This is a genomic window from Roseateles albus (genome assembly GCF_028595345.1).
In the GTDB taxonomy this organism is placed as follows: domain Bacteria; phylum Pseudomonadota; class Gammaproteobacteria; order Burkholderiales; family Burkholderiaceae_C; genus Paucibacter_A; species Paucibacter_A albus.
Genome location: NZ_JAQQXT010000016.1, coordinates 82,878 through 103,315, shown reverse-complemented (window position 1 = coordinate 103,315; position 20,438 = coordinate 82,878). Strand labels below are relative to the sequence as shown.

The window sequence follows — 20,438 nt, the reverse complement described above, 5'->3', positions numbered from 1 at the left end:
TCAGCCGCTGGGCTTATACAAGCTTATTGCGGCTGCTGACGCCCTTCTATCTGCTGCGCTTGTGGCGGCGCGGCGCGGCCGAGCCGCTGTACCGGCAATGGCTGGCGCAACGCCTGGGCTTTTACGGTCCAACGCCCCCAACAAGCGCTTGGGTGTGGGTGCATGCGGTGTCGCTGGGCGAGACCCGTGCGGCCGCCGCCCTGATCGACCAGCTGCGCCTGCAGCGCCCCGCCATGCGCCTGCTGCTGACCCACAGCACGGCGACCGGCCGCGCCGCCGGCTTGGGCCTGCTGCGCGACGGCGATGCGCAGGCTTGGCTGCCCTATGACACGCCAGGCGCCGTGCGACGCTTTCTGCTTCAGTGGCGGCCGGCCGTCGGCATCTTGATGGAAACCGAGATCTGGCCGCAACTGCAATTCGAAGCGGCCCGACAGCAGATTCCCATGGTCTTGGCCAATGCACGCCTGTCCGCGCGCAGCCAGCGCCGGGGTGAACGTTTCAAAAGTTTGCTGCACCCGGCAGGGCGGCGCTTGACGCTCGCCTTGGCGCAGACCGAGGCCGACTCCGAGCGCCTGCGCGCCAGCGCCGTGCCCAAGGTGCTGGTGCAGGGGAACTTGAAGTTTGATATGCAGGTGGACGCAGGCCAGTTGACGCAAGGGCACTGCTGGCACGAAGCTTTGGGTCGGCCCGTGCTGCTGGCCGCCGTGACGCGCGAGGGCGAAGAGACAATGCTCTTGCAGGCCTGGAGCCAGTTGCCGCAGCAAGACCTACCGCTACTTTTGATCGTGCCACGTCACCCGCAGCGTTTCGACGAAGTGGCGGCCTTGATCGAGAAAGCGGGCCTGACGCTGGCCCGCCGCAGCACTTGGCAAGACAGCTTGCCCGAACAGGCATTGATGGCTCAGGTCTGGCTCGGTGACTCGATGCGCGAGATGGCGCTGTATTACGCCGTCGCCGATGTCGCGCTGCTGGGCGGCAGCTTCGCGCCACTCGGCGGCCAGAACCTGATCGAGGCGGCCGCCTGCGGCTGCCCCATCGTGATGGGCCCGCATACCTTCAACTTTGCCGAGGCGGCCGAGTTGGCCGAAGCGGCCGGTGCGGCCTTGCGTGTGGCTGATATCAGCCAAGGTCTGGCGCAGGCGCTGAGCATCTGCAAAGAGCCCGGCGGTCAACGCGCCGAACAAGCCAGGCAGTTTGCCGCCGCGCATCGCGGCGCCGCCGCGCGAATGGCCAGCTACATTTTGGCCTTGCTGCCTTCAGCTTAATTCCTTAAAGATTAAGCCATTCCGGCCAACAAGGCCTGCAGTCCCGCTTCGTCCAGCACCGTCAGCCCCAGCTCCCGCGCCTTGTCCAACTTGGAGCCGGCCTCCTCGCCGGCGACCACGTAATGGGTCTTCTTGGACACCGAGCCGCTGACCTTGCCGCCGGCCGCCTCGATCAAATCCTTGGCCGCATCGCGCGACAAGGTCGGCAGCGTGCCGGTCAGCACCAGGGTCTTGCCCAGCAAGGGTTGAGGCCCGAGTTCCGCCGCCGCGCCGCCGCCCTCGGGCCAGCTCAAGCCCGCCGCGCGCAGTTGCTCGATCACCTCGCGGTTATGCGCTTGCGCAAAAAAAGTATGAATGCTCTGCGCGACGATAGGCCCAACGTCGCGCACCTGTAGCAACTGCTCGACACTCGCATCCATCAAGGCATCGATACCGCCAAAGTAACGGGCCAGATCCTTGGCGGTGGCCTCGCCGACCTGCCGAATCCCCAGGCCAAACAGGAAGCGCGCCAAGGTGGTCTGCTTGGATTTCTCCAGAGACTCCAGCAGATTCAAAGCGCTGCGGTCGGCCATACGCTCCAGTGCTGACAGCTTGGCCACGCCCAATTTGTACAAACCCGGCAAGCTGGTGACCAGACCCGAGTCGACCAGTTGATCGACCAGCTTGTCGCCCAGGCCCTCGATATCCAGCGCCCGCCGGCCGGCGAAATGCAGCAAGGCCTGCTTGCGCTGGGCCGGGCAAAACAGGCCGCCGCTGCAGCTGTGGTTAAGGCCACCCTTCTCACGCACCACCGCGCTGCCGCAGGCCGGGCATTCGCGGGGCATATGGAAATTGGGCACATAGTTGGCCCGCGGCTCGGCCACCCGTCCGACCACCTCGGGGATCACATCACCGGCGCGCCGCACAATCACCTGGTCCCCCACCCGCACGCCCTTGCGCCGCAGCTCGAAGACGTTATGCAGCGTCGCATTGGACACCGTCGTGCCACCGACAAACACCGGCTCCAGCTTCGCCACAGGCGTCAGCTTGCCGGTGCGTCCCACTTGGATTTCGATCGCATTGAGCCTTGTCAGCATCTCCTGCGCCGGGTATTTATGCGCCACGGCCCAACGCGGCTCGCGGCTGACAAAGCCCAGCCGCTGCTGCAGCGCCAGGCTATTGACCTTGTAGACGATGCCGTCGATATCAAAAGGCAGGCTGTCGCGCTTGGCGCCCATCGCTTGATGGAAAGCCACCAGGCCGGCAGCTCCCAGTGCGACGGTACGGTCGGCGCAGACGGGCAAGCCCATCTTGGCCAGTGCGTCCAAGAGCGCGCTATGCGTAGCGGGCAAGTCCCAGCCCTGCACCTCACCCAGACCATAGGCATAAAAGCTCAAGGGGCGCTGCGCGGCCAAGGCCGGGTCAAGCTGGCGCACCGCGCCGGCAGCTGTATTGCGCGGATTGACGAAGGTCTTTTCACCCGCCTGGCGCTGCCGCTCATTCAAGGCTTCGAAGTCATCGCGGCGCATATAAACCTCGCCGCGTACCTCGATCACCGCTGCGCTCATGCCGATCAAGCGAAGCGGAATCTGCCCTATGGTTTTGATGTTCTGCGTGACGTCTTCGCCGGTTTCGCCGTCGCCACGCGTCGTGGCCTGCTTGAGCACACCCTGCACATAGCGCAGATTGATGGCCAAGCCATCGAACTTCAGCTCGGCCGCGTATTCAACCGGCGGCGCATCATCCGGCAACTCCAACTGCTTGCGCACGCGCTGATCAAAACTGAGCGCACCGGTCGGCTCGGTGTCGGTCTCGGTGCGAATGCTCAGCATCGCCACCGCGTGGCGCACCGGCGTGAAGCCTTCCAGCACCTTGCCCAGCACGCGCTGGGTTGGGGAGTCTGGCGTTAGCAGCTCGGGATGGGCGGACTCCAAGGCTTGCAACTCTTGGAACATCCGGTCGTACTCGGCGTCCGGCAACGTCGGCGCGTCCAGCACGTAATACAAATGAGCATGGTGATTCAGGCTGGCGCGCAATTCGACCGCGCGCTTGAAGGCTGGTTGACGCTCGGGCAGTTCGGAATTGGCAAAAATATCGGTCTGACTCATGCGTTTGATCAACTAGGGGCCGCCTCGGCGCTGGGCTGGGCGACGCGCGCAATCATCACCTGGTCGACCCGGTGGCTGTCCACGTCGACCACCTCAAAGCGCCAGCCTTCCCACACGACCTGGTCGGTGCGCTTGGGGATGCGCCGCAGCATCACCATCAAGAAGCCCGCCAAGGTGTCGTATTGGCCGGCGTGCGGCCAGGTCTCTAACTCCAAGGCTCGCTGTACATCGGGAATCGGCGTGATGCCATCGGCGAGGAAGGAACCGTCCTCGCGGCGCACGATCTGCTGCTCCTCGTCATAGGACGCCACCAGATTGCCCATCACCGTGCTCATCACATCATTGAGCGTGATCACGCCCACCACCAGGCTGTACTCATTGACGATGACGGCAAAGTCTTCCAGCTTTTCGCGGAACTGCATCAAGACCTCGGACAGCGTCAAACGGTCCGGCACGATCAAGACTTTCTTGAGCAGCCCGGCTGCTTGGGTCGCGCGCAGATTGATGGTCTCGCCGCGCAAGACGCGCTGGAACAGATCGGTCGCATCGACATAGCCGACGATGCTGTCGATCTCGCCGTCGCAGACCAGATAGGTTGAATGCGGCGCCTCGGCGATGCGGTTGCGGATCAGCTGATCGTCGTCATCGAGTGCAAAGAACACCACCCGCTCGCGGCTAGTCATCGCACTTTCGACCCGGCGCGTGTCCAACTCGAACACGTTTTCAATCATTTGCTGTTCGGCGTCGGCCACCACACCGGCCAGATTGCCGGCTTCGGCGAGCGCCAGAATATCCAGATGGGTGATCGAGTTGTCGCGCTGGGCCGGCCGCCCCATCAAGCGGATAAAGCCCTCGGTCATGCTGCTGAAGGCCCAGGCCAGCGGCTTGAGCAAGGTCACCAAGGCCTGCATTGGGCCGATGACCGCCAGCGCCATGCGCTCGGGCTCATTCATCGACAGGCGCTTGGGCACCAAGTCAGCCAGCACGATGAACAAGCTGATGATGAACACAAAGGACAGGCCAAAACCAACCGAATGAGCCCGCTCGGGCGACATCAGCAAGCCCAAAGCGGCCTCGAAATGCGGTGTCAAAGCGCCCTCTCCGACAAAGCCGCCCAGGATGGCGACCGTGTTGACGCCGATCTGCACCACGGTGAAGTAGTGGCCCGGCTGCTCCTGCACCGCCAAGACCCGCTTGGCACGCGCATCGCCTTCATCGGCCAGTTGCTGCAGCTTGAGGCGGCGCGACGCGGCCAGCGCCAACTCTGCGATCGAGAAGAAGGCACTGGCGGCGATCAGCGCCGCAATCAGCAACAAGCTGGTGCTCAAGGAGACTCCTCTTTAGCTGAACAAATTTAGCTGAATAGACGCCGCGAGACCAAGCTGCCGGCGGCCAAATCACGCGAAGCCAGGGCTCGGTAAAGGGTGCTGAGATCCTGCCCAATCGACGCAAAGGCGTGCAAATTCAAGACCTGTCCCCTATCGTCGCAGACATCGGCCTCGATGTCGCGCGCCAAACCACGGGCTGCCTCTTGCCAAGAGGCAAAGGGCTCCAGTGCCTCGGGCGTCTGTGCCACATCAAGCGACAAGGACAACTCGCGCAGCGCGGACAGCTGCGGGTTCTCGGCCAGAGCCGCCTGCGACTCGAAGTTCAGGGTCAGGATCGGTGGCGCGCCCTCTTCCTCGGAAGCCAGCACCAAGCGCCCCGGCATCGCACCCGGCACAAAACCATGGCGCGCGGCGACTTGCTGCACAAAGCCCAGCGTCCAGGTGGCCGATTTCGCACGCAGAATCACTGTCAACTGGGCGTCATGGTCACCCGCGAAGTGATCCAGTTCACGCGCCCGACTGACCACATCCAACATATCGGGGAACTGCACAAAAGCACCCACGCCATCGGCGAAGCTCTGCACTTTTTGCACGAACTCCGAGTACTCGATTTCGTTCATCGCGCCATTGCGATTGGCCATCTGCACGCCGGCCTGGAACTCGCCATAACGCTGGCCAGGAGCGGGCAGCTCCCATTCGCCACTTTCGGCATTCATGCCCTCGATATGAAAGGGCTTGGTGCCGGCGCGCCGGCTGCCAGGCAGATGCGAGATAGCCATCTCACCGCTGATCGGCGCATCCAGCGTGGCGGTGGCAATCGCATCAATCAGGGCGTCGATGCGGGCGGAGGGCTTGCGCGGCGGACGGGGCACAAAGGGCGCCGCCGGCATGCCGGCATCCTGCGACACCGCCGCCTCGCCCAGAGGGGACGCATCCAGGCCTGGCTCCTGCCTAGCGCCGTCCAACACCGGTTCTACCTGCACATCGGCACGGCGCGGACCGGCTTTGCGCGCGCTCCAAGCACCGTGGGCAACGACGCCGGCCAGCACCACGCCGCCGGCAACGGCGAGCATTTCAGTCAGAGTCATGTGAGTTCTGCCAAGGCCAAAGCCTTGTCCATATCGACGGCCACGATGCGCGAAACGCCCTGTTCTTGCATGGTCACACCAATCAATTGTTCTGCCATTTCCATTGCGATCTTGTTGTGTGAGATGAAGAGGAACTGGGTTCCGCTGCTCATCTCGGCCACCAGTTTGGCATAACGCTCGGTGTTGGCGTCATCCAGCGGGGCGTCCACCTCGTCCAGCAAACAGAACGGGGCGGGGTTGAGTTGAAAGATGGCAAACACCAAGGCAATCGCCGTCAGCGCTTTTTCGCCGCCCGAAAGCAGGTGAATCGTGCTGTTCTTCTTGCCCGGCGGCTGCGCCATCACCTGGACGCCGGCGTCGAGAATTTCGTCGCCGGTCATCATCAGCTTGGCCTGGCCGCCACCGAACAAAATCGGGAACATACGGCCGAAATGCATATTGACTTGCTCGAAGGTGGCCGCCAGCAGGTCGCGCGTTTCCAGGTCGATCTTGTGGATCGCGTCTTCCAGCGTGCTCATGGCCGACTGCAGGTCTGCGCATTGAGAATCGAGAAAGGTCTTGCGCTCGCGCGCGGATGTCAGCTCGTCGAGTGCGGCCAGATTGACCGCACCCAAAGCGGCAATCTCGCGGTTGATGCGGTCGATCTCGCCTTGCAGGCCGTAAAGCTTGACTTGACCCGCCTCAATATTCAGCGCCAAGGCCTCCATGTCCACTCCGGCTGCAACAAGTTGCTCCAAATATTGCGCGCCGCCCAATTGCGCGGCTTGCTCTTCCAACTGCAGCTTGGTCAGGCGCTCGCGCAGCGGATCGAGGCTGCGCTCAAAAGCCAGGCGCTGCTCGTCCATCTGGCGCAGGCGCAGGCTCAGATCGTCGTAGCCACTGCGCACGCCAGCCAGCGCCTGCTCGCGCTCCATCTTCAGCGCCAAGGCATCTTGCAGACCGGCTTGCGCCGCCGCGTCGTTGAGCGTGTCCATCTCACGCTGCAGGCTTTCCATCGACTGCTGATTGGTCTGCAGCTGCTGCGCAGCCGTTTCAATCGAGCGCTGCAGCTCAGACCGGCGTGAAGCCAGCGCGCGCGCGCTGTACTGCGCTTCTTGCGCGCGCCGCTCCAGGCCGCGCAGTTGCTCGCGCGCCTCGGCCAGGCGGCGCTCGGCCAGCAGCGTGGCATCCTCCAGCTCCGCGTGGCGCTCCTGCGTCGTGGCGAGCTGCATATCGAGTTCCTCGAAGCGCGCCTCGCCTGTCATGCGGCGCTCTTGCAGCTCTTCGGCCTGCGCGTCGATCTCGAACAGCTCGTCTTCCAATTGTGAACGGCGGCTGCTGGCTGCTTCGGCCTGGCCGGTCAGTCGAAGTAACTCGACATGCAGCTGGTGGGCGCGATTCTGATTCTCGACAGCTTCGCGGCGCAAGCCCAGCAAGCGCTGCGAAGCATCGGTATAGCCGGCTTCGGCGCGCACCAGGGCCGACTTTGATTCTTCGGCAATCAAGGCTTGAGCACGCAACTCAAGCACCAGATGCTCTATCTCCTGCGCCCGCGCCAGCATGCCGGCCTGCTCGGAGTCGGGGGCATAAAAGCTCACCGCAAACTGGCTGACCGCGTGACCGGCGGCCGTCATGATCAGCTCACCATGGCTCAGCCTGGCCCGATTTGCCATCGCCTCATCCAGCGACTCGGCGGTGTAGACACCTTCCAGCCAGTCATTCAGCAAAGCGCTCAAGCCGGGGTTGTCCAGGCGCAGCAGGTCGCTCAGGCGTGCCAGCGTGTGATGGCTATTGGTAATCGCGCTGGCCGGCGGCGAATAGAACGCCAAACGAGCCGGCGGCGCGTCTTGCTCAAAAGCGCGCACCGTCTCCAGCCGCCCCACCTCAAGTGCGGTCATGCGTTCACGCAGCGAGGCCTCGAGCGCGTTCTCCCAGCCGGGCTTGATGTGCAGGCGCGTCCACAAACCGGCCAGTCCATCCAAGCCATGTTTGGCCAGCCAAGGCTTCAACTTGCCCTCGGTCTGCACCTTTTCTTGCAGCGCACGCAAGGCGTCCAAGCGTGCCGACAAAGCCCCCTGCTTGCCTAATTGTTGATTGGTGTCGGTCTGCGCGGCACGCCTGGCCTCTTCGAACTGGGGCACTTGTTCGCCCAGCTCATGCAGGCGGGCGTCGGCCATATCGCGGGCCTCGTCGGCCGCCTCACTCGTGCGTTTGAGTTCGGCCAACTTGTCTTGATCGGGCGCGGCCAGACCCTGCCGCTCAGCGGCCAGACGCTCACGCCGGGTGCGCAACTGGCGGGTTTGCTCTTCGACGCTGCGGCTTTCAGCCGCCAGCACCTGGATTTGTTGCTGCACCTGCACCACCAAAGCGCGCTGCTCATTGGCCCGCGCTTGCGCCGCCCGCACGGCGTCCTCGGCATTGGGTAGATTGAGCGCTTGCTCCTCGGCCTGCGCGGCCAGGATTTCGCTTTGTTCCTCGGCGGCGGCGATTTGCTCGGCAATCGTCTCCAGCTCGTCCTTGGACTGGAGCGAGCGCTCTTGCCATTGCTGGTTTTGTGCCTGCAGCTCGATCAAGCGCGCCTCTACACGCTGGCGGCCTTCGACGACATAGCGGATGCGCTCCTCCAGCCGGCTGACCTCCAACTGCGCCTCGGCATAACGGCCCTGCGATGCATGCAACTCGTCGCCGGCCGCGTAGTGCGCCTGGCGCACCGTTTCCAGCTCGGCCTCGACATGGCGCAGCTCGGCCAGCCGAGCCTCCAGCGCATTGGTGGCCTCCAGATGTTCGGCTTTGACGCGGCCCTGCTCCGCGGCGGCGTCGCGCTGCTTCAAAAACCACAGCTGATGCAGTTTGAGCGTGCCGGCGTCTTGCAGGCCACGGTAGCTGGCCGCCACTTCGGCCTGCTTCTCCAACTTCTCAAGATTGGCGTTGAGCTCGCGCAGGATGTCGTCGACACGGGTCAGGTTTTCGCGCGTGTCGCGCAGCCGGTTCTCGGTCTCGCGGCGGCGCTCCTTGTACTTGGAGACCCCGGCGGCTTCCTCCAAAAACATGCGCATCTCTTCGGGCTTGCTCTCGATCAGGCGACTGATCGTGCCCTGGCCGATGATGGCGTAGGCGCGCGGCCCCAAGCCCGTACCCAGGAACACATCCTGCACATCGCGGCGGCGTACCGGCTGGTTGTTGATGAAATAGCTGGAGCTGCCGTCGCGCGTCAGCACACGCTTGACGGCAATCTCGGCGAACTGGTTCCACTGGCCGCCGGCTCGCGCATCTTCATTGGCGAACACCAGCTCCACGCTGGCGCGGCTGGCCGGCTTGCGGTTGCCTGAGCCGTTGAAGATTACGTCTTGCATCGACTCGCCGCGCAGCTCGGAGGCCTTGCTCTCGCCCAGCACCCAGCGCACGGCGTCCATGATGTTGGACTTGCCGCAGCCGTTGGGCCCGACCACGCCCACCAACTGCCCAGGCAGTTGGAACACCGTCGGATCGGCAAAGGACTTGAAGCCCGCAAGCTTGATCGAATTCAGACGCATGGACGCGAAAACACCACAGCAAGCCTCAAAAGCACGCCTCTCAAGCCAGGACGAACTTCGGAAACCGCTGCTAAGCCGTTGATTTATTTACACAAAAGCGCCACAAACGGGCGCTTTATCGGGCCTGGATGATACCATCGCGGCCTCCCCTTTCTACTCACCGACACAGCCGCGCCAGCGGCCGAGCTGTGTTGCATTGATTCCATGGCCAAGAGCAACCTTCCTTCCAAGTCCGTCAGCAAAAGCGCAGCCAAAGTCGAAGACAAAGGCGCCGTCAAGACTGCTGCCAAAACTGCAGCCAAGACCGGCAGCAAGGGTCGCCAGACCTTGGAGCTTGAAGCCAAGACCCGCAAAGTGCTGAAGCTCGAAGAACCCAAGGCCGGCAAGGCTGCAAGCAAGACAGCAGGGAAGGCAGCTGGAAATGCAGCTGGAAAGGCCCCCGCCGTCAGCATGGCCATGGCACCCAAGCAGCGCGAAATGCCGCCCAACCCGCCCTCGAAGCCGAGCAAAGAGCTGCATGTGTTCCCCAACCCTGCACCTGAGCGCGACTATGTGATCCAGTTCCAGGTGCCCGAGTTCACGTGCCACTGCCCGCTCACCGGCCAGCCCGACTTTGCACACTTCACCATCGACATGATTGCCGACCAGCGTTGCGTCGAACTGAAGAGCTTGAAGATGTACTTCTGGAGCTACCGCCACGAAGGCGCCTTCCACGAGAAGGTCACCAACACGATCCTGAACGACATCGTCAAGGTGACCGACCCGCGCTTTATCCGCATCACGGCCAAATGGTATGTGCGCGGCGGCATCTACACCAATGTGGTGGTCGAGCATCGCCAAAAAGGCTGGCAGCCGCTGCCGCGCGTGGACTTGCCCGAGCATGGCTTTCAGTCAGGCCTGCTGGCTTAATCGGCTGATCCCTTGTCCTTCGCCACCAGCGATGCCCATCAAGACGCCGCAGTTCGCGTGCGTCGCAGCCGAATCGACGGCTACGGCGTGTTTGCGGATGAAGCAGTGCTGCTTGGCGCCAAACTAGGCACCCTGACCGGCGAGGCGATCAGCGTGGCCGAAGCCAGGCGCCGAGCGCAGGGGCGTCAACGCATCATGTTGGTGGAGTTGTCGGCCAGCCGCGCGATCGATGCCACCTGCTCGGCCGACGCAATGCGTTTCACCAACCACTCTTGCGCGCCGAATGCGCGCATCCAGGTAGAGGACGGCGCGGTCGAATTCTTTGCGCTGCGCAACCTGGCTGTGGGAGACGAAATCACCGTGGACTATGGCCTGACCCACCACGAAGGGCGCCTAGCCTGCCGTTGCGGGCAGCCGGACTGCAAGAATTGGCTTTGACGAAAAGACCCGCGTGGGTCGTTTGTTCTGTAGTTTGTACTGAAAATAGATGAAAACCGCACCGCATAACCCGCTGCTGGACAAGCTCCACCCCTACCCCTTCGAGCGCCTGCGCGCCTTGAATGCAGGCATCAAGCCGAATCCCGCCTATCGCCCGATCAGCCTCGGCATTGGTGAGCCCAAGCATCCTGCGCCGAAGTTGATTGAAGACGCCTTGATGGGGGCGATGAAGGGACTCTCCGGCTACCCGGCCACGGCCGGCGAGCCGGTCTTGCGCGAGGCCATCTGTGCCTGGCTGCAGCGCCGCTATGGTTTGCAGTTGGACCCGGCCAGCCAGGTGCTGCCAGTCAACGGCTCGCGCGAGGCCTTGTTCGCCTTGGCTCAGACGGTGATCGACCCCAGCCGCCCCGGCGCCACCGTCGTTTGCCCGAATCCCTTCTATCAAATTTATGAAGGCGCGGCGCTTTTGGCGGGCGCGCAAACGGCTTTTGCCAACAGCGACCCTGCGCGAAACTTCGCCGCAAACTGGAGCGAAATCGACGAAGCCACTTGGGGCCGCACCCAACTGCTTTACGTCTGCTCGCCTGGCAACCCGACCGGCGCTGTGATGCCGCTGAGCGAATGGCAAACGCTGTTCGAGCTGTCCGACCGCCATGGCTTTGTGATCGCTTCGGACGAGTGCTATTCGGAAATCTATTTTGGTGAAGAGGGCCCCCAGTCCGCTCCGCTGGGCGGCTTGGAGGCGGCGGCCCAGTTGGGCCGAGCCGACTTCCGCAATCTGATCGCCTTCACCAGCTTGTCCAAGCGATCCAATGTGCCGGGCCTGCGCTCGGGCTTTGTGGCCGGCGACGCGAGCATCATCAAGCGCTTTTTGCTCTACCGCACTTATCACGGCAGCGCGATGAGCCCCATCGTGCAAGCGGCCAGCGTGGCGGCCTGGAACGATGAGGCCCATGTGGTCGCGAATCGGGCCGAGTACCGTGCCAAGTTCGCGCAAATCACGCCGTTGCTGGCGGCGCATATGAAGGTCGCTCTGCCCGACGCGGGTTTTTATCTTTGGGCCGAAGTTCCCGGCCATATTCACGCCGGCGACGACGTCGCTTTCTCCCAGGGCCTATTGGCTCAATACAATGTCGCGGTGTTGCCGGGCAGCTTGCTGGCGCGTCATGCGCATGGCATCAACCCTGGCGCGGGTCGAATCCGCTTGGCCCTGGTGGCCGAGCAGAGCGAATGCATGGAAGCAGCCGAGCGCATCGCGGCCTATATCCAGTCCTTCTCGCCCAAAGTTTGACCCTGCCCTTCTTCGCTACTTTCTTTTGACTTTTTTGAGCCGACTCATGACCCATCCATTGCAATCCACCATCGACCTGGCCTGGGAAGGTCGCGCCTCCATCAATGCTGCCAATGCACCCGAAGTGCGCGAAGCGGTTGAACAGGTGATGGCCGAGCTGGACGCCGGCCGCCTGCGCGTCGCCGAGCGCCAGTCGGTGGGCCAATGGGTCGTGCATCAATGGGTCAAGAAGGCGGTGCTCCTGTCCTTCCGTCTGAACGACAACCGCTTGATGGGCGCCGGTGACATGACCTTCTTCGACAAGGTGCCGACCAAGTTCGGCGGCCTGTCCGAAGAGGCGATTCGCGCCACGGGCGTGCGCGTGGTGCCGCCGGCCGTCGCCCGACGCGGCAGCTTCCTGGCCAAGAACGTGATCCTGATGCCGTCCTATGTGAACATCGGCGCCTATGTCGATGAAGGCACCATGGTCGACACCTGGGCCACCGTGGGCAGCTGCGCCCAGATCGGCAAGAACGTGCACCTGAGCGGCGGTGTGGGCATCGGCGGCGTGCTGGAGCCGCTGCAAGGCAACCCGACCATCATCGAAGACAACTGCTTCATCGGCGCCCGCTCGGAAGTGGTCGAGGGCGTGATCGTCGAAGAAAACTCGGTCATCTCGATGGGCGTCTACATCGGCCAGAGCACGCCGATTTATGACCGCGAACTCGACACCGTCACTTACGGTCGCGTGCCGGCCGGCTCGGTCGTGATCAGCGGCAGCCTGCCCAAAAACAACGGCAAGTACAGCCTGTATGCCGCCATCATCGTGAAGAAGGTTGACGCCGGCACACGCGCCAAGACCAGCATCAACGACCTCTTGCGCGACTGATTTTCAAATGCACGCCAGCTTGAGCGAGGGCTAGAAATGTCAGGGAACATGGAGCGCATCTTGCGCTTGATGGCGGATAAAGGCGCGTCTGACGTTTACCTGTCGGCCAATATGCCTGTTTTGATTCGCCTGAACGGGCAGATCGTGCAGTTGTCCGACCAGGTCCTCACGCATACCCAGCCGCGGCAGTTGATTGCCGAGGTAGTGGAGCCCGCGCAGCTGGCCGAGCTGGACGCAACCGGCGAGCTTAATATGGCCGTTTCGGTCAGCAAGGTCGGGAGTTTTCGACTTTCTGGCTTTCGCCAGCGCGGCAGCATTGCCGGCGTGTTCCGCCATATTCCACACAATATCCCGTCCCTGGAGCAGCTCAATCTGCCGCCGGTCTTGGGCAAGCTGGTGCAAGAAAAACGCGGGCTGATCTTGATGGTCGGCGCCACCGGCACGGGCAAAAGCACGACGCTGGCCTCGATGCTGGAGCAGCGCAACCAGAATATGAGCGGCCACATCCTCACCATCGAGGATCCGCTTGAATATCTGTTTAGCAACAAGCGCTCTGTGGTCAACCAACGCGAAGTCGGGCGCGACACCGCCTCGCTGCAGATTGCCCTGAAGAATGCCTTGCGCCAAGCGCCCGACTGCATCTTGATCGGCGAAATCCGCGACCGCGAGACCATGACGGCGGCGATCTCCTACGCACTGTCGGGCCACCTGGTGCTGGCCACCTTGCACGGCAATAACAGCTATCACGCACTGAACCGGATATTGTCTTTCTACACGCCGGAATCGCGCCCGGCCTTGTTGAACGACTTGGCGGCGGGCCTGAAGTCCATCGTGTCGCAGCGCTTGGTGCGCGCCTCGGCAGGCGGGCGCATCCCGGTGATCGAGATCTTGCTCAACACCAAGCTGATCTCCGAGTTGATCGAGCATGGCGACTTTGCCGGCGTCAAAGAGGCGATGGAAAAATCCATGGCCGAAGGCTCGCAGACTTATGAAGAACATTTCGCCCGCCTGATTGTCGACGGCACCATCACCCGCGAAGAAGGCTTGGCCTTTGCCGACTCGCCGACCAATCTGCTCTGGCGCTTGCAAAACGACGCACCCGGCGCCAGCAAGCCCTCGGCCAAGCAGCCCGAAGCAACGCCAAGTGACGAGGCCAGTTTTACCGAGATCACCCTGGACGTGCGCCAGGACTGAAGCCGCTTCAATAACAAGAAAAAGACATGTCCGACACCCTTGCCCTGCTTGAGGCGCTGATCGCGCGCCCGTCCGTCACGCCGCTGGATGCCGGCTGCCAAGAGCTGATTGCCGCGCGCTTGGCGGCTATCGGTTTCGAGATCGAACGCATGGACAGCGGCCCGGAGAATTTCCACGTTAGCAATCTATGGGCGATCAAGCGGGGTCGGGCCGAGCAGCCGGTGCTGATGTTCGCCGGCCACACCGATGTGGTGCCGCCGGGCCGGCTGGACGCCTGGGCCAGCGACCCTTTTGTGCCCAGCTACCGGGACGGCCGGATCTACGGGCGTGGCGCCGCCGATATGAAGGGTTCGGTCGCTGCGATGGTGGTCGCGGCCGAAGAATTCGTCGCCGCCCACCCGGATCATGCGGGCAGCCTGGCCTTCTTGCTGACCAGCGACGAGGAAGGCCCGTCCATCGATGGCACCAAGGTTTGCTGCCAGGTTTTACAGGCACGTGGCCAGCGTTTGGACTACTGCATCGTCGGCGAGCCGACCTCCGTCGACAAGGTCGGCGACATGTTGAAGAATGGCCGGCGCGGCACGCTCAGCGGCAAGCTCAGGGTCAAGGGCATTCAAGGTCATGTGGCCTATCCACAATTGGCCCGCAACCCGGTCCATCAAGCAGCACCGGCCTTGGCCGAATTGGCAAGCATGGTCTGGGACGCGGGTAACGAATATTTCCCAGCTACCACCTTCCAAATCTCCAATATCAGCGCCGGCAGCGGAGCGACGAATGTGATCCCGGGCGAGATGGTGCTGGACTTCAATTTCCGCTTCTCGACCGAGTCGACACCAGAAGGCTTGAAGGCCCGCGTATTGGCGCTGCTGGAGCGCCACGGCCTCGAATACGCACTGGACTGGACGCTGGGCGGCGAGCCGTTTTTGACGCCGGTCGGCAGCTTGAGCGAGGCCGTCTGCGCCGCGATTCGCCAAGAGACCGGCCTCACGGCCCAACTCTCCACCACCGGCGGCACCTCGGACGGGCGATTCATCGCCAAGATCTGCCCCCAGGTGATCGAGTTTGGGCCCATCAACGCCAGCATCCACAAGATCGACGAGTACCTGCCCGCCGACAGCCTGGATCCCTTGAAAAATATTTACCGCTTGACGCTGGAGAACCTACTGCTGTGAAGCTGATTGACTGTATTGAACAAAGCGCCGCCCGCTTGACCGAAGCGGGCGTTTCGTTTGGGCATGGCACAACGAATGCCTTTGATGAAGCCGCCTGGCTGGTGCTGTGGAGCTGCGGCTTCCCGCTCGACAGCCTGGACGAGCATGAGCAAATCGAGGTGAGCCCTGAAAGCTTGGCCAAAATTGAGGCCTTGCTCGAGCAGCGCATCACCACCCGCAAGCCCGCCGCCTATTTGACCCAGGAAGCATGGCTGCAGGGCGTGCCCTTCTATATCGACGAGCGAGCCATCGTGCCGCGCAGCCTGATTGCCGAGTTGATCGCCGATGAGGCGATCGATTCCTGGTTGTCAGACCAGACCCGTCGCGTGTTGGACCTCTGCACCGGCAACGGCTCGCTGGCCGTGCTGGCCGCGATGGCTTGGCCCGAATTGCAGGTCGACGCGATCGACCTCAGCGCGGATGCTCTTGCGGTCGCGCGCATCAACGTCGACAAGCATGGGCTTGGCGAGCGCATCCGCTTGCTGCAAGGCGACGGCTTCGCGCCGGTGGCCGCCGAAGCTGCGCGTTATGACCTGATTTTGTGCAATCCGCCCTATGTCAACGCGGATGCTATGAGCACGCTGCCCGCCGAGTACCGCGCCGAGCCCGAGCTGGCCCTGGCGGGCGGCGCGGACGGCATGGATTTTGTGCGCCGCTTGCTCAGTCAAGCCGCCGAGCATTTGACCGAGAACGGTCTGCTGGTGCTGGAAATCGGCAATGAGTGCGAATATTTTTACGCTGCCTTCCCGCAGCTTGAAGTGGCCTGGATGGCAACATCGGCCGGAGACTATCAAGTGTTAATCGTTACCCCTGCAGCATTGAGAAAAGAAAAGGCCCTACTCGCATCATGATCACGCTACGCAATATCACGCTGCGGCGCGGCACCAAGGTCGTCCTCGACGACGCCTCCGTCACCCTGCAACCGGGTGAAAAAATCGGCCTGGTCGGGCGCAACGGCGCCGGCAAATCCAGCCTCTTTGCGATGCTGACCAACCGACTGCAAAACGACAAGGGCGAGGTCGATATCCCGCGTCAATGGGCGGTCGGCGAAGTTGCGCAGGACATGCCGGAGACCGAAATGCCGGCCACCGACTATGTGCTGGAAGGTGACCGCCGCCTGATGGAAGCCCGCATGGCATTGGACGCGGCCGAAGCCGCCGAAGACGGCCACGCGATGGCCGATGCCCACGCCATGCTCAGCGACGCTGGCGCCTTTGACGCCCGCCCGCGTGCGCAAGCGCTGCTGATGGGCCTGGGTTTCAAGGGCGCGCAAGTTGACGCCCCAGTGAACAGCTTCTCGGGCGGCTGGCGCATGCGCTTGCAGCTCGCCCGTGCGCTGATGTGCCCGGCAGAGCTGATGCTGCTGGACGAGCCGACCAACCACTTGGACTTGGACGCCTTGGTGTGGCTGGAAGCCTGGTTGATGCGCTACGAAGGCACGCTGATCGTGATCAGCCATGACCGCGAATTCCTCGACGCGATCACGAAAGTAACCCTGCATCTGGACGAAGCCAAGCTGATGCGCTACGGCGGCAACTACACCGCCTTTGAGTCGATGCGCGCCGAGCGCATGGTCTTGCAGGCGGCAGCGTTTGGCAAGCAGCAAGACCGCATTGAGCATTTGCAGAAGTTCATCGACCGCTTCAAGGCCAAGGCCAGCAAGGCCAAGCAGGCGCAAAGCCGGGTCAAGGCGCTGGAGCGTATGGAGCGCTTGGCGCCTGTCTTGGCTTCGGCCGATTTTTCGTTCGAGTTCCGCGAGCCGCTGAACCTGCCCAATCCGATGTTGATGTTTGACGAAGTCGCCTGCGGCTACGACACCGACGAAGGCGAGAACGTGATCGTGCGCGGCATCAACCGCTCGGTCCTCGCGGGCCAGCGCATCGGCATCTTGGGTGCCAACGGCCAGGGCAAGTCGACCTTGGTGAAGACCGTCGCCCGCGCGCAGCGCGCGATGGGCGGCATGATCACCGAAGGCAAGGGCCTGACGATTGGCTACTTTGCCCAGCAGGAAATGGACGTCTTGCGCCCCGATGAAGGCCCGCTCTCGCACATGGTGCGCTTGGCCAAGGACATGGCGGCCAACGGCGGGACCGGCGCGCGCGAGCAGGAGTTGCGCGACTTTTTGGGCCAGTTCCGCTTTGTCGGCGCGATGGTGAATCAAGAGGTCGGCAGCCTCTCGGGCGGTGAGAAAGCGCGCCTCGTGCTGGCCATGCTGGTCTGGCAGCGCCCCAACCTCTTGCTTCTGGACGAACCAACCAACCATCTGGACTTGAACACGCGTGAGGCGCTGTCGATGGCGCTGAACGAGTTCGAAGGCACGGTGATGCTGGTCAGCCATGACCGCGCCTTGCTGCGTGAGGTTTGCGACGAGTTCTGGCTGGTGGCCAAGGGCGTGGTGGCACCGTTTGACGGCGATCTGGACGACTACCAAAAGTGGCTGCTGGATCAATCCAAGGAGGCCGCCAAGGCCGCCAAAGAAGCCGCCAAGGCTGCGGCCAAGAACTTTGGCAAACAAACCGCCAAGCCCGTCGCGGCTGTTGCCGCTGCGCCAGTAGCCGCAGCCGCGCCAACAGACCGCAAGATCAGCGGGCAGGCCCGCCAAAAACTGGCCGAACAGACCAAACCGCTGCGCCGCGAAATGGACGCTATCGACGCCACGTTGAACAAGCTGGCGGACGAACGCACGGCGGTCGAAGCGCAACTCGGCGCGGGCAACGCTTCACCGTCGCAAATTGCTGAGTCCGGCCGGCGCCTCAAGGCGATTCACGACGAACTCGCAGCTGCCGAGCTGCGCTGGCTGGAGCTCAGCGCCGAGGTCGACGCTCTCCACGCCGCGAACTAAGTCAGGCGCTCAGCAGCACGGCCGCCACTCCCAAGGCGGCCGGCAGCGCCTGGATGAAAGCAATCTTGCGGCTGACGGTGGCGGCGCCAAACAGGCCCGCTACCACCACACAACCCAAGAAGAACAACTGCACCGCATGGCCGGCAGCGCCCAAGCTCAAACCCCAGAGCAGGCCCGCGGCGAGGAAGCCGTTGTACAGCCCCTGATTAGCGGCCAGCGCCTTGCTGGCCTGGGCAAATTCGGGCGTCAGCCTGAAGGTCTTCAGCCCCAGCGGCTTGGTCCACAGAAACATCTCCAGCACCAAAAAATAGATGTGCAGGCCAGCCACCAGGGCCAGCAAAGCGTTTGCGATCAGCGTCATCATCGAGACTCTCTCCGTTTGCAAATAACCACTTAGATTGCATGCAATTGAATTGCACCCTACATTACATCCCATGCCTAGTCGAAAAGCCATTTCAGCAGTAGCGAGGTCCAGTGCCGACGAATGGCTGCACCTGGACCGGCAACTCTGCTTTGCGCTTTATGCCAGTTCTTTGGCAATGACCAAGCAATACAAACCCTTGCTTGCGGCGCTTGGGCTCACGTACCCGCAGTACTTGGTGATGTTGCTGCTCTGGGAGTCGGATGGCGTCAGCGTTTCAAACCTTGGGCAACGCCTGTCGCTCGATTCCGGCACCCTAACGCCCTTGCTCAAACGCCTCGAAAACAATGGCTTGATCAATCGACGACGCGCTCTTGACGATGAGCGCCGGGTCGATATTTTCCTGAGTGAAGCAGGTAACGCGCTACGCGTGCGAGCCCGCCAGATTCCGCCACAAATGGCCTGCGCGACCGCCTGCACGCTTGAAGAGCTCCAATCACTGACGCAGCGCCTGCATCAGCTGCGCCAGCAGCTCAATAACTCCCCCGTTCCTTCCCTCAAACCTTGAAGAAAGACTTCAGCAAAATGGCACTCGAAAAAGTTCTCTACACCGCCCACGCAACTTCCACCGGTGGCCGCGAAGGCACCTCGGCAACCCCGGACGGCGCGCTCAGCGTCACCTTGTCGACCCCCAAAGAACTGGGCGGCGCAGGTGGCCCTGGCACCAATCCGGAGCAGTTGTTTGCGGCGGGCTATTCGGCCTGTTTCATTGGCGCGATGAAGGCCGTAGCGGGCAAGACGAAGACGGCCCTGCCGGCGGATCTTTCCATCACCGCCGATGTGGGCATTGGCCCAATTCCAACCGGCTTCAGCATCCAGGTGGCCTTGCATATCAGCCTGCCCGGCATGGAGCGTGAAGCAGCAGAACAGTTGGTCCAAGCTGCCCACCAAGTCTGCCCCTACTCCAACGCCACGCGCGGCAATATCGACGTGACCTTGACAGTGGTCTAAGACTCGATGGCGGCCAGTCAGCCGGCCGCCATCAGCCTGAGCAGCAACTCGACCCGGGCCTTGACCGGGCTAAGCGCACCGGCGCTGGGCAAGGCGTCTGCGGACTCGGTCACCGGGCCGGCATCACAGCGAGTGCTGCGCAGCACGGCCACCCCCCGTGCCTGGGCTGCGCGCAAGGCGGCGTCCAATTTCAGCGACAGACTGCCATTGCCGGTGCCTGCTACCACCAGCCCATTCACGCCGGAATTGACCAGCGCATCGACCATCGCACCATCAGCGCCGGCGTAGTTCAGCAAAACTTCCACGCGGGGCCAGTTCGCTGCTGCGGCACTGACAAGGCTCAGCCCAAAGGGCGGCTGTCCGGCTTCAAGCGCGCCCAGCCATCGCACCGCGCCCTCTTCCACCACTGCCAGCCGCGCGCCATCGACCGAAGCGAAAGCATCCACCCGGTAGCTGTGAATCTTGCGCACTTGAGCGGCCGAATGCACGGCACCCGCAAAAACGACCAGCACGCCATGCGCTTGAGGGTCAAGTGCGACATTGACGGCATCCAGCAAATTCTGCGGACCGTCGGTTTGCAGCGCTGTCGCAGGCCGCATCGCAGCGGTCAGCACCAAGGGCTTGCTAGGTGCCAATACGCGATGCAAAAAGTAAGCGGTTTCCTCCAAGGTGTCGGTACCGTGGGTGATGACGATGCCTGCAACTTCGGGCCTGGCCAGATGCGCTGCCACGCGTACAGCGAGCTTTTGCCATGTCGCAAAGTCCATGTCCTTGCTGTCTAGTTGGGCAACTTGCTCGGTTTCTAGCCGCCGTCGCCCCAAAGGCGGAATAGCCTGCACCAATTCTGCAACGCCCAACTGCGCCGCCTGATAGCCGACGTTGTCGGCTGCATCTTGCGCTGTGCCGGCAATCGTGCCGCCGGTGCCCAATATCACCACCAAATCCGCACGGTTTGTTTGGGACAAACCACTGATCAGTTCATTTGTGTTTTGCAATTTTCGTCAACCTGGATGAAAATACAGTTACTGGATAT

17 protein-coding genes are annotated in these 20,438 nt (G+C 62.7%); 11 read left to right on the top strand and 6 right to left on the bottom strand.

All coding sequences use genetic code 11. The features are described from left to right. Positions 1-26: 26 nt before the first annotated feature. Positions 27-1,265, top strand: a complete 1,239-nt coding sequence (locus PRZ03_RS20895; protein ID WP_273602088.1) for a 3-deoxy-D-manno-octulosonic acid transferase — start codon at positions 27-29, stop codon at positions 1,263-1,265. Between the two features lie 11 nt (positions 1,266-1,276). Here the strand turns inward: PRZ03_RS20895 and ligA are convergent, their stop codons facing one another. From ligA to smc, 4 genes are read right to left on the bottom strand one after another with little or no spacing between them, the layout of a single operon-like run. Then, a complete protein-coding gene (gene ligA / locus PRZ03_RS20890) occupies positions 1,277-3,352 on the bottom strand; it encodes an NAD-dependent DNA ligase LigA (RefSeq protein ID WP_273602087.1) in 2,076 nt (691 codons plus the stop codon). An 8-nt stretch (positions 3,353-3,360) separates the two neighbouring features. Continuing rightward, on the bottom strand, positions 3,361-4,680 hold the full coding sequence (locus PRZ03_RS20885; RefSeq protein ID WP_273602086.1) for a polyamine export protein PaeA: 1,320 nt from the start codon (positions 4,678-4,680) through the stop codon (positions 3,361-3,363). A gap of 26 nt (positions 4,681-4,706) precedes the next feature. Next, the gene (locus PRZ03_RS20880; protein WP_273602085.1) at positions 4,707-5,768 is read right to left on the bottom strand and encodes a cell division protein FtsZ; all 1,062 of its coding nucleotides are present in this window, start codon (positions 5,766-5,768) and stop codon (positions 4,707-4,709) included. After that, the gene (gene smc / locus PRZ03_RS20875; RefSeq protein ID WP_273602084.1) at positions 5,765-9,280 is read right to left on the bottom strand and encodes a chromosome segregation protein SMC; all 3,516 of its coding nucleotides are present in this window, start codon (positions 9,278-9,280) and stop codon (positions 5,765-5,767) included. The genes PRZ03_RS20880 and smc overlap by 4 nt, the downstream gene beginning before the upstream one ends. Positions 9,281-9,757: 477 nt before the next feature. Here smc and queF point away from each other — a divergent pair, with 477 nt between their 5' ends. Genes queF through PRZ03_RS20835 form a run of 8 tightly spaced genes read left to right on the top strand, consistent with a single transcriptional unit; the run spans position 9,758 to position 18,033 of the window. Further along, entirely contained in the window at positions 9,758-10,189 is a 432-nt protein-coding gene (queF, locus tag PRZ03_RS20870; RefSeq protein ID WP_273602108.1) for a preQ(1) synthase, read from the top strand. 12 nt (positions 10,190-10,201) lie between these two features. Next, entirely contained in the window at positions 10,202-10,627 is a 426-nt protein-coding gene (locus PRZ03_RS20865; protein ID WP_263535419.1) for an SET domain-containing protein, read from the top strand. Between the two features lie 49 nt (positions 10,628-10,676). Next, positions 10,677-11,918 carry a succinyldiaminopimelate transaminase gene (dapC, locus tag PRZ03_RS20860; protein WP_273602083.1) on the top strand — a complete coding sequence of 414 codons (1,242 nt, stop codon included), beginning with the start codon at positions 10,677-10,679 and terminating at the stop codon, positions 11,916-11,918. Between the two features lie 46 nt (positions 11,919-11,964). Beyond that, entirely contained in the window at positions 11,965-12,786 is an 822-nt protein-coding gene (dapD, locus tag PRZ03_RS20855; RefSeq protein WP_263535417.1) for a 2,3,4,5-tetrahydropyridine-2,6-dicarboxylate N-succinyltransferase, read from the top strand. A 36-nt stretch (positions 12,787-12,822) separates the two neighbouring features. Beyond that, positions 12,823-13,980 carry a PilT/PilU family type 4a pilus ATPase gene (locus PRZ03_RS20850; RefSeq protein WP_263535416.1) on the top strand — a complete coding sequence of 386 codons (1,158 nt, stop codon included), beginning with the start codon at positions 12,823-12,825 and terminating at the stop codon, positions 13,978-13,980. A gap of 26 nt (positions 13,981-14,006) precedes the next feature. Next, positions 14,007-15,152: a succinyl-diaminopimelate desuccinylase gene (gene dapE, locus PRZ03_RS20845; protein ID WP_273602082.1), complete on the top strand. Its 1,146-nt coding sequence runs from the start codon at positions 14,007-14,009 to the stop codon at positions 15,150-15,152. After that, complete coding sequence (gene prmB, locus PRZ03_RS20840; RefSeq protein ID WP_273602081.1) at positions 15,149-16,042, top strand: 50S ribosomal protein L3 N(5)-glutamine methyltransferase; 894 nt, start codon at positions 15,149-15,151, stop codon at positions 16,040-16,042. Before dapE ends, prmB begins: the two co-directional genes overlap by 4 nt. Continuing rightward, positions 16,039-18,033: an ABC-F family ATP-binding cassette domain-containing protein gene (locus tag PRZ03_RS20835; RefSeq protein WP_273602080.1), complete on the top strand. Its 1,995-nt coding sequence runs from the start codon at positions 16,039-16,041 to the stop codon at positions 18,031-18,033. The genes prmB and PRZ03_RS20835 overlap by 4 nt, the downstream gene beginning before the upstream one ends. A gap of 1 nt (position 18,034) precedes the next feature. On the opposite strand, the gene PRZ03_RS20830 is transcribed toward PRZ03_RS20835, so the two are convergent. After that, a complete protein-coding gene (locus PRZ03_RS20830; RefSeq protein ID WP_273602107.1) occupies positions 18,035-18,394 on the bottom strand; it encodes a DUF1304 domain-containing protein in 360 nt (119 codons plus the stop codon). A 73-nt stretch (positions 18,395-18,467) separates the two neighbouring features. On the opposite strand from PRZ03_RS20830, the gene PRZ03_RS20825 reads away from it, so the two are divergent. Together PRZ03_RS20825 and PRZ03_RS20820 are read left to right on the top strand one after the other, a co-directional pair. Next, positions 18,468-18,962 (top strand): MarR family winged helix-turn-helix transcriptional regulator, encoded by a 495-nt coding sequence (locus tag PRZ03_RS20825; protein WP_273602079.1) that lies wholly within the window; start codon positions 18,468-18,470, stop codon positions 18,960-18,962. Between the two features lie 17 nt (positions 18,963-18,979). Beyond that, on the top strand, positions 18,980-19,405 hold the full coding sequence (locus PRZ03_RS20820; RefSeq protein WP_263535411.1) for an organic hydroperoxide resistance protein: 426 nt from the start codon (positions 18,980-18,982) through the stop codon (positions 19,403-19,405). Between the two features lie 17 nt (positions 19,406-19,422). Here PRZ03_RS20820 and PRZ03_RS20815 read toward each other — a convergent pair whose 3' ends face one another. Further along, positions 19,423-20,370 (bottom strand): asparaginase, encoded by a 948-nt coding sequence (locus PRZ03_RS20815; protein ID WP_273602078.1) that lies wholly within the window; start codon positions 20,368-20,370, stop codon positions 19,423-19,425. Positions 20,371-20,438 lie beyond the last annotated feature (68 nt).